At 62.1% G+C, this 12,192-nt stretch carries 15 protein-coding genes; 1 reads left to right on the forward strand and 14 read right to left on the reverse strand.

Annotated elements, in window-relative coordinates:
* Positions 1–5: 5 nt before the first annotated feature.
* From ACWTU9_RS08770 to ACWTU9_RS08805, 8 genes are all read right to left on the reverse strand, one after another.
* Positions 6–773, reverse strand: coding sequence for a DeoR/GlpR family DNA-binding transcription regulator (locus tag ACWTU9_RS08770; protein WP_454587053.1), 768 nt, complete (start codon positions 771–773; stop codon positions 6–8).
* A gap of 200 nt (positions 774–973) precedes the next feature.
* Positions 974–2,383 (reverse strand): pyridoxal phosphate-dependent decarboxylase family protein, encoded by a 1,410-nt coding sequence (locus ACWTU9_RS08775; RefSeq protein ID WP_455857958.1) that lies wholly within the window; start codon positions 2,381–2,383, stop codon positions 974–976.
* Between the two features lie 71 nt (positions 2,384–2,454).
* Positions 2,455–3,186 (reverse strand): peptidase, encoded by a 732-nt coding sequence (locus ACWTU9_RS08780; RefSeq protein ID WP_455857959.1) that lies wholly within the window; start codon positions 3,184–3,186, stop codon positions 2,455–2,457.
* A gap of 32 nt (positions 3,187–3,218) precedes the next feature.
* Complete coding sequence (locus tag ACWTU9_RS08785; RefSeq protein WP_455857960.1) at positions 3,219–4,013, reverse strand: transglutaminase family protein; 795 nt, start codon at positions 4,011–4,013, stop codon at positions 3,219–3,221.
* Positions 4,014–4,098: 85 nt separating this feature from the next.
* A complete protein-coding gene (locus tag ACWTU9_RS08790) occupies positions 4,099–5,040 on the reverse strand; it encodes an alpha-E domain-containing protein (protein ID WP_455857961.1) in 942 nt (313 codons plus the stop codon).
* Positions 5,041–5,061: 21 nt separating this feature from the next.
* A complete protein-coding gene (locus tag ACWTU9_RS08795; protein ID WP_455857962.1) occupies positions 5,062–6,474 on the reverse strand; it encodes a circularly permuted type 2 ATP-grasp protein in 1,413 nt (470 codons plus the stop codon).
* A 173-nt stretch (positions 6,475–6,647) separates the two neighbouring features.
* Entirely contained in the window at positions 6,648–6,884 is a 237-nt protein-coding gene (locus ACWTU9_RS08800) for an Lrp/AsnC ligand binding domain-containing protein (RefSeq protein WP_112561551.1), read from the reverse strand.
* 67 nt (positions 6,885–6,951) lie between these two features.
* Positions 6,952–7,494, reverse strand: coding sequence for a DsbA family protein (locus ACWTU9_RS08805; RefSeq protein ID WP_455857963.1), 543 nt, complete (start codon positions 7,492–7,494; stop codon positions 6,952–6,954).
* Positions 7,495–7,759: 265 nt separating this feature from the next.
* Between ACWTU9_RS08805 and ACWTU9_RS08810 the strand changes: the two genes are divergently transcribed.
* On the forward strand, positions 7,760–8,188 hold the full coding sequence (locus tag ACWTU9_RS08810; protein ID WP_455857964.1) for a DUF4864 domain-containing protein: 429 nt from the start codon (positions 7,760–7,762) through the stop codon (positions 8,186–8,188).
* Between the two features lie 6 nt (positions 8,189–8,194).
* Here ACWTU9_RS08810 and tgt read toward each other — a convergent pair whose 3' ends face one another.
* From tgt to ACWTU9_RS08840, 6 genes are read right to left on the reverse strand one after another with little or no spacing between them, the layout of a single operon-like run.
* Positions 8,195–9,325 carry a tRNA guanosine(34) transglycosylase Tgt gene (tgt, locus tag ACWTU9_RS08815; protein WP_455857965.1) on the reverse strand — a complete coding sequence of 377 codons (1,131 nt, stop codon included), beginning with the start codon at positions 9,323–9,325 and terminating at the stop codon, positions 8,195–8,197.
* The gene (locus ACWTU9_RS08820; RefSeq protein ID WP_454574955.1) at positions 9,318–9,587 is read right to left on the reverse strand and encodes a hypothetical protein; all 270 of its coding nucleotides are present in this window, start codon (positions 9,585–9,587) and stop codon (positions 9,318–9,320) included. Before ACWTU9_RS08820 ends, tgt begins: the two co-directional genes overlap by 8 nt.
* A complete protein-coding gene (queA, locus tag ACWTU9_RS08825; RefSeq protein ID WP_455857966.1) occupies positions 9,577–10,665 on the reverse strand; it encodes a tRNA preQ1(34) S-adenosylmethionine ribosyltransferase-isomerase QueA in 1,089 nt (362 codons plus the stop codon). Before queA ends, ACWTU9_RS08820 begins: the two co-directional genes overlap by 11 nt.
* Positions 10,665–11,114 (reverse strand): DMT family transporter, encoded by a 450-nt coding sequence (locus ACWTU9_RS08830; RefSeq protein WP_455857967.1) that lies wholly within the window; start codon positions 11,112–11,114, stop codon positions 10,665–10,667. The genes queA and ACWTU9_RS08830 overlap by 1 nt, the downstream gene beginning before the upstream one ends.
* Before the next feature lie 12 nt (positions 11,115–11,126).
* Complete coding sequence (locus tag ACWTU9_RS08835; RefSeq protein ID WP_454587063.1) at positions 11,127–11,639, reverse strand: peptidylprolyl isomerase; 513 nt, start codon at positions 11,637–11,639, stop codon at positions 11,127–11,129.
* Between the two features lie 43 nt (positions 11,640–11,682).
* Entirely contained in the window at positions 11,683–12,177 is a 495-nt protein-coding gene (locus tag ACWTU9_RS08840; RefSeq protein WP_455858268.1) for a peptidylprolyl isomerase, read from the reverse strand.
* Positions 12,178–12,192: the final 15 nt, after the last annotated feature.

The raw sequence follows: 12,192 nt of genomic DNA on the forward strand, positions 1-12,192 counted from the left end.
CACACCTATCCGAGCGACGTTTCGATCAGTTGCACCTCCGCCTCTTCGCAGATCCGGCGCACCGACGGGATGTCGCAACGATCGGTGATGAAGGTGTTGACCTGCGACAGATGGCCGATTCGAACCGGTGCGGTGCGTTCGAACTTGGTCTGGTCGGAAACCAGGATGACATGTCTGGCATTGGCAATGATGGCCTGCGCCACTTTCACTTCACGAAAGTCGAAGTCGAGCAGCGCGCCGTCATGGTCGATCGCTGAGGCGCCGATGACGGCGTAGTCGACCTTGAACTGCCTGATAAAGTCGACCGCCGCTTCGCCGACCACGCCGCCGTCGGAGCCGCGAACGACACCGCCGGCGATCACCACCTCGATCGAAGGATAAATGCGCATCCTATTGGCAACATTGATGTTATTGGTGATGACCATGAGCCCGGCATGGTCGAGCAGCGCCTTGCTGACCGCCTCGGTCGTGGTGCCGATATTGATGAACAGCGAAGCGTTGTCCGGGATCAGCCTGGCTGCCGCGCGGCCGATCGCCTCTTTCTCCTCGGCCGCGATCTTGCGGCGCGCCTCATACTCCATGTTCTCGATGCCGGACGGGAACAACGCCCCGCCATGGATGCGCGACAGCAACCGCTGGTCGCAGAGATCGTTGAGATCCTTGCGGATGGTCTGCGGCGTCACGTTGAAATGCGTGGCCAGGTCTTCAACCAGCACGCGGCCATGGTCTTTGGCCATCTGGATGATTTCGGCATGGCGTGGCGACAAATACACTGAGAGAACCTCCCGTTTTCGTTTTCCTTGTTTGTAGCTGAAAACGAAAGCAATGAAAAGGCAGACGCCGGCTAATGAAATATTGATGATTGTAAAGGCGAACCGGGCAGATACAGCTGAGACCTGTTCAGACACCTTGCGGGCAACGGAAGTGACTTTGCCTGCTGGCCACCTCGGCGACGGCAACCGGGCAATTCCCGTCAGTCCCTCAGGGATCTTGCACAATCGCAAATGACAGTGAAGGCGATATCGACATCCGCCGCAGTGGTCTCGAATTGTCCTACCTGGAAACGAATGGCGACCTGTCCATCGACCCGCGTCTGCGTCAGATAAAGGCGGCCGTCATCATTGATGGCATTGACCAGGCGCAGATTGTGTTCGTCGGCATCGCCGGCGGCCTTATGAAGGAACGAGAACAGCGACAGCATCGGTTCGGTGACGATCTCGAAATCCGGCTCGGTTGCCAGCCGGGCGGCGAGCCCTTCGCTCCAGGCGACGTGGTTTCGGATCATGGTGCGCAACGCCTCCAGCCCATGCGCGCGCAGCAGGAACCACAGTTTCAGCGCCCGGAAGCGGCGGCCGAGCGGCACCGACCATTCGGAATAATTGATGATGCCGTCACGGCCGTGCGTCTTCAGGAATTCGGGCTTGATCGCCAGCGTTCGGACCAGATCCTCCGGCTGGCGGATGAACTGCATCGAGCAGTCGAACTGTGCGCCGAGCCATTTGTGTGGGTTGAAGACGATGGAATCGGCCTGCTCGGCGCCGCTCCAGAAATGACGAAACTCCGGGCAGATCATCGCCGATCCGGCCCAGGCGGCATCGACATGCAGATAGAGCCCGTGGCGCTTGGCCACCGCGGCCACTTCAGCGACATTGTCGGTGCCACCGGTGCTAGTGCCGCCGACGCTGGCGATGATGCCGGCGGGCAGCATGCCGGCGGCGCGGTCGGCGACGATTGCCGCCTCGAGTGCCGCCGTGTCCATGGCGCGAAAGCGCCCGGCGACCGGAATGCGGACCAGATTGTCCTCGCCGACGCCCGACACCCAGATCGCACGGTCGATCGAAGTGTGGACCTGATCGGAGGAGTAGATGCGCACCCGCTTCTGCCCGGTCAGGCCGTGTTTGTTGCCCTGCCAGTCGAGTGCCCGCTCGCGCATGGTCAGCACGGCCGCCAGCGTCGCCGACGAGGCCGAGTCCTGGATGACGCCGGAAAAGCCTTCGGGCAGGCCGAGCGCCTGGCGCATCCAGTCGACGATGCGGGTTTCGAGTTCGGTGGCGGCCGGCGAGGTCTGCCACAGCATGCATTGCGCGGCCATCGCCGAGACGAGATATTCGGCCACCACCGAGACCGGTGCTGCATTGGCCGGGAAATAGGCGAAGAAGCGCGGATGCTGCCAGTGCGTCATGCCGGGCACGATCTTCTCTTCGAAATCGGCAAAAATCCTGTCCATCGGCTCAGCCGCTTCCGGCGGCGAAGCCTCGATGCTGCGAAAAATTTCACCGGGCTCGATCAGCGGCCGCACCGGTTTTTCGCGCAGCGAGGAGCGGTAATCGACGCCCCAATCCGCGGCGCGTCTCGACCATTGGCGGAAATCATCGTTGTTCATTCGGGTCCCCAGATTTGGGCCAACATCATCGGCCGCGGCAGCAAGCGCCTGCCCGCTAGCCGTGGTCATCTCTATCCCGGGAAATCAGGCAGGCTGGCAAAGGCGGCCTTCAGCGCATTCGACCAACCGTCCGAGATGGTGCGGTAGTACTGGTCGTCCTGGCCGATGCGCTTCTTCAGTCCGACCTTGAATTTGTCCTTCTCCAGGAACAGCAAGTCCAGCGGCAGGCCGACGGACAGGTTCGACTTCAACGTCGAATCGAACGACACCAGCAAGAGCTTGACCGTTTCGGCCAGGCTCATCGTCCTTTCATAGGCGCGGATGATGATCGGCTTGCCGTATTTGGTCTCGCCGATCTGGAAGAACGGCGTGTCGTCGGTGGATTCGATGAAATTGCCCTCGGGGTAGATCATGAACAGCCGCGGCGGGCTGCCCTTGATCTGACCGCCGAGGATGAAGGAGGCATTGAAATAGGAATCCGCCTTCTCGCCGGCTGGCGACGAACTGGCGATGACTTCCTTGACGGTGTCGCCGACCAGCCGCACGGTCTGATACATGGAGGGGGTTTCGAGCAGAGTCGCATGGCGATCCTCCACCGCCTTGGTGCGCTCGTCGAGCAGGCTGACAACGGCCTGCGTCGTTGCCAGATTGCCGGCCGACATCAAAACGATCACGCGCTCGCCCGGCTCTTCCCAGACATGCATCTTCTTGAAGGTCGAGATCGAATCCATGCCGGCATTGGTGCGCGTGTCCGACATGAACACAAGCCCACGATCGATCTTGAGGCCGACGCAATAAGTCATGGAATCACTTCAGGCAGCAATCTTGCCGAGAACTACTGCTCTACCGTGACGGTGACCGCAAGCTGTTCCTCCGCCTGTCCCAGTCGAATTCCCGACACCGGGGAGGCGTCGCGATAATCGCGACCGGTGGCCACCCTTACATAGCGCTCATCAGGGGAAATGCCATTGGCGGCGTCGAAGGCGACCCAGCCGAGACCCTGGACGTGGGCTTCGGCCCAGGCATGGCTCGCCGCCTGTTCGATGGCCGCATCCATCATCAGATAGCCGCTGACATAGCGGGCCGGGAAGCCCATGGCGCGGGCGGCGGCGACAAATATGTGGCTGTGGTCCTGGCAGACGCCGGTTTTCAGCGACAACGCCTCTTCCGCCGGGGTCGTCACGCGGGTGGTGCCCGGCGTATAGGCGACGCGCTCGACGATCAGCGCCATCAGCCGATGCAGCCTTTCGATGTCGGTGCCTTTGCCGACCGCAGCGGCAAGCTCGCGGATGCCCTCGCCGGGGACGGTCAAAGCGGTCTCCTGGCTGAACAGCCAGAGCGGCGCGAAGCCGTGATGCGGGCCGGAAACACCCGCTGTGTCGCGCGTGACAACCTCGCCGGAGGCCTCGACAGTGATGAAGTCGCGCTCGCCCTCGACGCTCAACAGCCTGTTGTCGTTGCCGAAATGGTCGTTGAAGCGCACTTCCTCGCGCGCACCTTCGATCTTCAGCGCCCAGGACAAGACCGTTTGCGTCGGGCCGCTGACCGGCAACAGCCGCAACCGTTGCAGCAGATAGTGCACCGGCGCATCGTAGCGGTATTCGGTCCGGTGTGTGATTTTCAGCCGCATGCTCATTTTCCGTTTGTGAGCATGATCTTGTCCGAAAACCGGCACCCGCTTTTCGCTAACGCGGTCCTTCGGTTCGGGATCATGCTCAGTTGAACCGGTAATCTTGTGCGATTTCCTCGCCGAGCTTGGTGTTGTCCTGTATGAACCTAGCCAGGAATTCATGCAGGCCGGCGTCGAATATGTCCTTGATCGATCCTGCCCTCAGCATCGCCTGTGTCCTGTCGGCGGTCGCGTGGCAGGCATGGCGTTCGCCATAATCGTCGCCGAGGAATTTCAGGTGCTCGGCGAGAAAACGATAGCAGAAGGTCAGCGAGCGCGGCATGCGGACATTGAGGATCAGATAGTCGGCGATGTTGGTCGGTTTGTAGTCGGCCTCATAGACCCAGCGATAGGAACGGTGCGCCGAGACCGAGCGCAGGATCGATTCCCACTGATAATTGTCGAGGCTCGAACCGACCCAGGAAATCGACGGCAACAGCACGTAGTATTTGACGTCGAGGATGCGCGCCGTGTTGTCGGCGCGCTCGACATAGGTGCCGAGCTGCGAGAAATCGAAAATCTCGTTGCGCAGCATGGTGCCGTAGAAGGAGCCGCGGATCAGCGCCGTCTCGCGCTTGATGGCGTCGAGCACGCTGGGCAGGTCGCGCTCGTCGATGGGTTTGGCCAGCATCCGCTTGAGCGCCATCCAGGCCTCGTTGATGCTCTCCCAGGTCTCGCGCGTCAGCGCGGTGCGCACCATGCGGGCATTGTTGCGGGCGGTTTCGATCGCCGACATTGTGCTCGACGGGTTCGAGGTGTCGCGCAACAGGAAGTCGGCGACATTGGCAGCGGTATAGTCCTGGTATTTCTGCGTGAAGGCGACATCGGAGCCGGCACTGAGCAGCACCGAATTCCACTCTTCCGAAGCATTCTGGGTGCGGGTCAGCGCCATGCGCAGCCCGGCATCGACCAGACGCGCCATGTTTTCCGCCCGCTCGATATAGCGGTTCATCCAGTAGAGCCCGTTGGCGGTGCGGCCTAAAAGCATCAAAAATCCTTCAGGTGAAAATCAGTCATCGAGTACCCAGGTGTCTTTCGTCCCGCCGCCCTGCGAGGAGTTGACCACCAGCGAACCCTCCTTCAGCGCCACCCGTGTCAATCCACCGGGCACGATCTGGATGCGGTCGGAGACCAGCACGTAGGGACGCAAGTCGACATGGCGCGGAGACAGGCCTTTTTCAGTCAGGATCGGGCAGGTCGACAGCGCCAGCGTCGGCTGGGCGATGTAGTTCGACGGTTTTGCCGCGAGTTTCTTGGCGAAATCCTGGCATTCCTTCTTGGTCGCCGCCGGCCCGACAAGCATGCCGTAGCCGCCGGAGCCGTGCACTTCCTTGATGACCAGCTCATGGATGTGCTCAAGCACGTATTTCAGGCTATCGGCTTCCGAGCAGCGCCAGGTCGGGATGTTGCCGAGGATCGCTTTGCGGCCGGTGTAGAATTCGACGATCTCGGGCATGTAGGAATAGATCGCCTTGTCGTCGGCGATGCCGGTCCCCGGTGCGTTGGCGATGGTGATGTTGCCGGCGCGGTAGACATCCATGATGCCGGGCACGCCAAGGGCCGAATCGGGCCTAAAGGTCAGCGGGTCGAGGAACGAATCGTCGACACGCCGGTAAAGCACGTCGATCTGCTTGTAGCCTTCGGTCGTGCGCATGGCGACATGGCCGTCGACGACGCGCAGGTCCTGGCCTTCGACCAGTTGCACGCCCATCTGGTCGGCCAGGAATGCATGTTCGAAATAGGCCGAGTTGAAGCTGCCCGGCGTCAGCACGGCAATGGTCGGCGCGCCCTTGGTGCTTTGCGGCCGGACCGCGGCCAGCGACTGGCGCAAGAGCTGCGGATAATTCTCCACCGGCCGCACCTTGATCTGCTGGAACAGCTCGGGGAAGAGCTGCATCATCGTCTCGCGGTTCTCCAGCATATAGGAGACGCCCGACGGCGTGCGTGCATTGTCCTCCAGCACATAGAACTCGTTCTCAGAGATGCGCACGATATCGACGCCGATGATGTGGGTGTAGACGCCGGCCGGCGGCCTGACCCCGATCATTTCCGGCAGGAATGCCTCGTTCCTGGCGATGAGCTCCCTGGGCACACGGCCGGCGCGCAGGATCTCCTGGCGATGGTAGATGTCGTCGAGGAAAGCGTTCAGCGCCTGCACGCGCTGCTCTATGCCTTGCGTCAGCCTTCGCCACTCATTGCCCGAGATGATGCGCGGAACGATATCGAAGGGGATCAGCCGCTCGGAGGCTTCCTGCTCGCCATAGACGGCAAAGGTGATGCCGGTCTTGCGGAAGACGCGCTCGGCGTCCTGCATCTTTTCGGTAAGCCTGGCCGGGTCCTGCTCCTTCAGCCAGCGGTCGTAAGCCGTATATGGTTTTCTCAATCCGGAAACTTCCGGAAGCATTTCATCGAACGCTGCCAATCGCATACTCCCCTGTGAGACCATTTCACTGGCCTCGACGGAGAAAATCAAGCGCAATCGGCGATTTGGAGAATGCCGGTGATCAGTATGTCGCAACTGCCCAAAATTCAGGCAGTCGAAACCGGCGCGTAATCAGGCTTTGCCTCGTCGCCGGGCAAGTGCCTGATGTGGCTTTAGAAAGCGCGGAAAGTGACGACCGTGAAGGTGTCCTTGATTCCGGGAAGATGCTGCACCTTCTCGTTGACGAAGTGGCCGACATCTTCCTCGTCGTCGACATAGAATTTGGCGAGCAGGTCGTAATTGCCGGCGGTCGAGTAGATTTCCGAGGCGATCTCGGCATCGGCGAGCGCGCTGGCAACCTCATAGGACTTGCCCAGGTCGCACTTTATCTGCACGAAAAACGTCTTCATTGCCGGTCCCGATCGAGCTTCGCAAACAAGCGGCCCTTGTGGCAGACTGCCGCCCGGCTTTCAAGCATCAGGCCGCACGTGCCTTGGCAACAGCCTGCCTGAGTTCGGATACCGGCATACCGCGTCGGTAGAGGCTACCGCCGATGACCAGTGCCGGCGTGCCGCACAGCTTGAAGGCCGTCGCCTGGCTGTCGGTGCGCAAAAGCGCGGCGTCAATGTCGGGTTCGCGGACGCCGAGATCGGCCCGCACCATCGCCACATCGACGCCGACCGAAGCCAGGATATCGTTGGTGCGGCGTTCCGTGAGCCCGCGCTGGTTGGTCATCAGCGCATCGACCGCGGCGGCATAATGTTCGCCGCTCAGCAGAGCCACGCGCGCCGCATCGCGCGAGACGTCGCCGAAGATCGGCCAGTCCTTCATCACCAGCCGGATGCCGCTGTCCTCTTCCATCAGCTTCTTCAACTCGACGAAGACGAGTTTGCAGATCGGGCACTGATAGTCGACGAATTCAGCGATGGTGACGTCGCCATCGGGATTGCCGAGTGCTGGAATGGCCGGATCGAAGGCGATTTCAGTGACAGTCGCCCCGGCGGCTGCCCAAGCGGGCAAGGGAGCCAGAGCTGCAAAGCTAGCCGCGCCTTTCAGAAAAAGGCGCCGGTCAATCGGCTGTCCCGACATGGTTCGTCCCTGGTTGCGCGAACGGGGTCCCCACCCGTCCCCTACGATGCGCGCCCCGCCTTAAAGGATGCTTAAGCATGATCTCGTGGCCCTTGCGTGGCGATTATTTGCCGTTGCTGAAACCGTGAGGCCACGCCAAGCGTATGGTATGATGCGTCCTGGGACAGGTTTTGTTGGGGGACAATGGAGACAGGCCATGCGCCGCATCGCATTCGCAGTCGTTTCATTGCTGTTCGCTTCAGTCGTGCTCGTCTCGGCAGTCCGTGCCGGGGACGCCGAAGTCAAAGCCGGCCAGGCCGTCATCGATGGTCAGTTGAAGGCGCTCATCGCCAATGACGGCGCCAAGGCGTACAGCTTCGCTGCTCCTAACGTGAAGCAGATTTTCCCGACCGTCGACGCCTTCATGAACATGGTGACCAACGGCTACGCGCCGGTGCGTCAGCCACAAAGCTATTCCTTCGGCAAGGTCGAGCAGACCGGCCCGGGTTCGATCATCCAGCAGGTGCTGATCGTCGGGCCTGACGGCAAGGATTATGAGGCGGTCTATACGCTGCAGCAGCAGCCTGATGGAAGTTTTCAGATCACGGGATGCAGCTTGCGGGCGTCGAATTCACTGAGCACCTAACCCCGCTCAGATGGCCGGAATATCGCCCCTCGTCCATCCCTCGGAAATCTCGGCCGTGCGCGCCTCAAAAGCCTGCGCTTCGATGGCGGCGCGAATATCCTGCATCAGCTTCTGATAGTAGGACAAGTTGTTCCAAGTCAAAAGCATCGCCCCCAACGCCTCCTGCGAGCGCACGAGATGATGCAGATAGGCGCGGGAATAATCCCGCGCTGCCGGGCAGTCGCTCTCCTCGTCGAGCGGGCGCGGATCGTCAGCGTGGCGGGCATTCCTGAGATTGACCTTGCCGCGCCTGGTGTAGGCGAGGCCGTGGCGGCCGGCGCGGGTCGGCATGACGCAGTCGAACATGTCGATGCCGCGCGCCACCGATTTCACGATATCGTCCGGCGTGCCGACGCCCATGAGATAGCGCGGCTTGCCAGCGGGCAGTTCCGGACAGGTGATGTCGAGCATGTCCAGCATCACCGCCTGCGGTTCGCCGACGGCGAGGCCGCCAACGGCATAGCCCTTCAGCTCCATGGAGCTCAGCGCCTGGGCCGAGCGTACCCTGAGTGCTGCGTTGTCGCCGCCCTGGACGATGCCGAACATCGCCTTGCCCGGCTGGTCGCCGAACGCCGTCTTGCAGCGCTCGGCCCAGCGCAGCGACAGCTCCATGGCGCGCTCGATCTCCTTCAACTCGGCCGGCAGCGCGGTGCATTCATCGAGCTGCATCTGGATGTCGGAATCGAGCAGGCCCTGGATCACGATCGAGCGCTCCGGCGACATCTCGTAGGCAGCACCGTCAATATGGGAGCGGAAAGTGACGCCCTTCTCGGTGAGCTTCCTGAGTTTCGACAGCGACATCACCTGAAAGCCGCCGCTGTCGGTCAGGATCGGTTGCGGCCAACGGGCGAACTCATGCAGACCGCCAAGCCGCGCCACGCGCTCGGCGCCGGGCCGCAGCATCAGATGGTAGGTGTTGCCCAGGATAATGTCGGCGCCGACGCCGCGCACCTGGTCCATATACATGGCCTTGACCGTGCCACCGGTGCCGACAGGCATGAAGGCCGGCGTGCGGATTTCGCCGCGCGGCATGTCGATGACGCCGCGCCGTGCCTTGCCGTCTGTTGCGAGGACCTTGAAAGTAAACGGCTTAGCCATTGAATTCCTTGTCATGGACAGGTGCGTCTGGCGCCTGTCTGTCGAGCGACTGGCGGTACTGGATGCAGCCGCGCATGAATTTGGGCCACGGCGGCACGGCAATCGATGGGTCGGTCTTTTCCGGCAGCAGATCCCAGAGATCGGGATGGTGCCAGCAGAGATCATGGCCCGTCGTGTCGCGGTGCGCGCGGATGCCGGCACGCAATTTCTTCACTTCGGCAATCAGGCTTTCTCGGTCAAAGGCTTGCAGGTCATCGTCCATCGCTCATCTCCGCTCGATACAGCAGGCTTGCATCTCCGTAGGAATAGAATCTGTAGCTGTTCCCGATTGCATGCGCATAGGCAGCGCGCATCGTATCGAGGCCGCTGAAGGCTGAAACCAGCATGAACAGCGTCGAGCGCGGCAGATGGAAATTGGTCATCAGCAGGTCGGCGGTGCGAAAGCGATAGCCGGGCGTGATGAAGATGTCGGTCGGGCCGGACCATGCGGGCAGGGTACCGTCCTCACGCGCCGCGCTCTCCAGCAGGCGCAACGACGTGGTGCCGACGGCGATGATGCGCCCGCCCCTCGCTCTGGCGGCATTGAGCGCCTCGGCTGTTGCCTGACTGACTGAGCCGGTCTCGGCATGCATCTTGTGGTCTGCGGTATCGTCCGCCTTGACCGGCAGGAAGGTGCCGGCGCCGACATGCAAGGTAACGAAGCGGCGTTCGATGCCTTTGGCGTCGAGCGCGGCAAACAGCTCCGGCGTGAAATGCAGGCCGGCGGTGGGCGCTGCGACAGCGCCTTCCTCCTTGGCATAGATGGTCTGATAGTCGGAAATATCGCGCGCGTCGTCATCGCGCTTGGAGGCGATATAGGGCGGCAACGGGATGTGGCCGACGACGCGCAGCGCTTCGTCGAGAAACGGGCCGGACAGGTCGAAGGCAAGCAGCGCCTCACCGGCCTCGCCCTTCTCGATGACCGTTGCGTCGAGCTGGCCGAGGAAGCAGGAATTGCCGTCATGGCCAAAATGAATGCGGTCGCCGGCGGCGATGCGCTTGCCCGGCCGCATGAAGGCCAGCCAGCGGTCCGGTGTCATGCGCATGTGAAGCGTGGCTTCGACCTGCGCCTGCGCTTCGCCGCGCCGCCTGATGCCTTTCAACTGCGCCGGGATCACCTTGGTGTCGTTGAAGACCAGCACGTCGCCAGCCCTGAGCAAGGACGGCAAGTCGCGCACCGAGCGGTCCGAAAGGTCTTCCTCCGGCCTGACCACCAGCATTTTTGCGCTGTCGCGAGGCTCCGCCGGGCGAAGCGCGATGCGCTCCTCCGGCAGATCGAAGTCGAAGAGGTCGACGCGCATCAGTAAAGCCGGACGAGCAGCGCTCCGACCAAGAGCAGCACCGCGCCGGCGACGCGGCCGAGCGATATCTCGCGCACCGCCACGCCGAGGAAGCCGACGCGGTCGATCAGCATGCCGGCCAGCAGCTGGCCGGCAACCAGGAACGCCATCAGGGCGGCCGCCCCGATGCGCGGCGTCAGGATGGTCGACAGCGTGACATAGAAACCGCCGAGCATGCCGCCGGCGACGAACAGCCAAGGCACCGGCGCCTTCCAGTCGAGCGAGATGCCCTGCAGCCGTACGACCGCAACAGAGATGATACCAAGCACGATTGCACCCGACAGGAACGAAAACGCAGCCGCCGCGACCGGGAGACCCAGGCTGCGCGCCAGCTGCGAATTGATCGGCGCCTGAATGGCGATGAAGGCGCCGGACAGGATGCCGAGCAGCGACCAGACCACGCCCATCATCGTTTTCAGTCCCTACTTGACGTCGGCCGCGACCTTCAGCGACACGATCTTGTCGGGATCGACCACCGGCTCGCCGCGCTTGATCTTGTCGACATTGTCCATGCCTTCGATGACCTGGCCCCAGACCGTGTACTGGCGGTTGAGGAAGGCGGCATCGTCGAAGCAGATGAAGAATTGCGAGTTGGCCGAGTTCGGGTTCTGCGAACGCGCCATCGAGCAGGTGCCGCGGCCGTGGTTGGCGTTGGAGAACTCGGCCTTCAGGTCCGGCTTTTCCGACCCGCCCATGCCCGCGCGGGAGGGGGCAAAAGTCGGCTTCGACGAATTGCCGAACTTGACGTCGCCGGTCTGCGCCATGAAGCCTTCGATGACGCGGTGGAAGACCACGCCGTCATAGGCGCCTTCGCGCGCCAGTTCCTTGATGCGGGCGACGTGGCCGGGGGCCAGTTCGGGGAGCAGTTCGATGACGACCTTGCCCTTGGTCGTTTCCATGATGAGCGCGTTCTCGCGGTCCTTGATCTCAGCCATGTCGGATATCCTTTATCTCAGAAAAACAGATTGATTTGACAGATTACATGTCGGCCGCGATGCGGACCTTGATCATGCGGTCGGGGTCGCCGACCGTGCCATTGTCGGCCTCGTCACCCTTCTTGATGTGATCGACCAGTTCCATGCCGCTGACGACATTGCCGACGATGGTGTACTGACCGTCGAGGTTCGGCGCCGGCGCGAACATGATGAAGAATTGCGAATTGGCGGAGTTCGGATCCTGCGAGCGGGCCATGCCGAGCGTGCCACGCTTGTAATGCTCGCTCTGCGAGAATTCTGCGGGCAGATCAGGCAGCTCGGACCCGCCGGTGCCGACGGCCTCGGGGCTGAACCCCTTCTTCATGTTGCCGAACTTGACGTCGCCGGTTTGCGCCATGAAGCCGTCGATGACGCGGTGGAAGGCCACATTGTCGTAAGCGCCCTCGCGCACCAGCTTCTTGATCTGGGCAACATGCTTGGGCGCCAGGTCGGGCCGCAGCGCGATAGTGACGTCGCCATCCTTCAGCGTGATGATCATGGTGTTTTCCGGCTC

Source organism: Mesorhizobium sp. 128a (genome assembly GCF_053848025.1).

What these genes read in the sequence shown, in the direction of transcription:
- ACWTU9_RS08800 (WP_112561551.1), bottom strand. Translation starts at nt 6,884, where the DNA reads ATGAAGACGTTTTTCGTGCAGATAAAGTGCGACCTGGGCAAGTCCTAT.
- tgt (WP_455857965.1), bottom strand. Translation starts at nt 9,325, where the DNA reads ATGGCTAAGCCGTTTACTTTCAAGGTCCTCGCAACAGACGGCAAGGCA.
- ACWTU9_RS08775 (WP_455857958.1), bottom strand. Translation starts at nt 2,383, where the DNA reads ATGAACAACGATGATTTCCGCCAATGGTCGAGACGCGCCGCGGATTGG.
- ACWTU9_RS08830 (WP_455857967.1), bottom strand. Translation starts at nt 11,114, where the DNA reads ATGATGGGCGTGGTCTGGTCGCTGCTCGGCATCCTGTCCGGCGCCTTC.
- ACWTU9_RS08810 (WP_455857964.1), top strand. Translation starts at nt 7,760, where the DNA reads ATGCGCCGCATCGCATTCGCAGTCGTTTCATTGCTGTTCGCTTCAGTC.
- ACWTU9_RS08780 (WP_455857959.1), bottom strand. Translation starts at nt 3,186, where the DNA reads ATGACTTATTGCGTCGGCCTCAAGATCGATCGTGGGCTTGTGTTCATG.
- ACWTU9_RS08790 (WP_455857961.1), bottom strand. Translation starts at nt 5,040, where the DNA reads ATGCTTTTAGGCCGCACCGCCAACGGGCTCTACTGGATGAACCGCTAT.
- ACWTU9_RS08835 (WP_454587063.1), bottom strand. Translation starts at nt 11,639, where the DNA reads ATGGCTGAGATCAAGGACCGCGAGAACGCGCTCATCATGGAAACGACC.
- ACWTU9_RS08785 (WP_455857960.1), bottom strand. Translation starts at nt 4,013, where the DNA reads ATGCGGCTGAAAATCACACACCGGACCGAATACCGCTACGATGCGCCG.
- ACWTU9_RS08840 (WP_455858268.1), bottom strand. Translation starts at nt 12,177, where the DNA reads ATGATCATCACGCTGAAGGATGGCGACGTCACTATCGCGCTGCGGCCC.
- queA (WP_455857966.1), bottom strand. Translation starts at nt 10,665, where the DNA reads ATGCGCGTCGACCTCTTCGACTTCGATCTGCCGGAGGAGCGCATCGCG.
- ACWTU9_RS08820 (WP_454574955.1), bottom strand. Translation starts at nt 9,587, where the DNA reads ATGGACGATGACCTGCAAGCCTTTGACCGAGAAAGCCTGATTGCCGAA.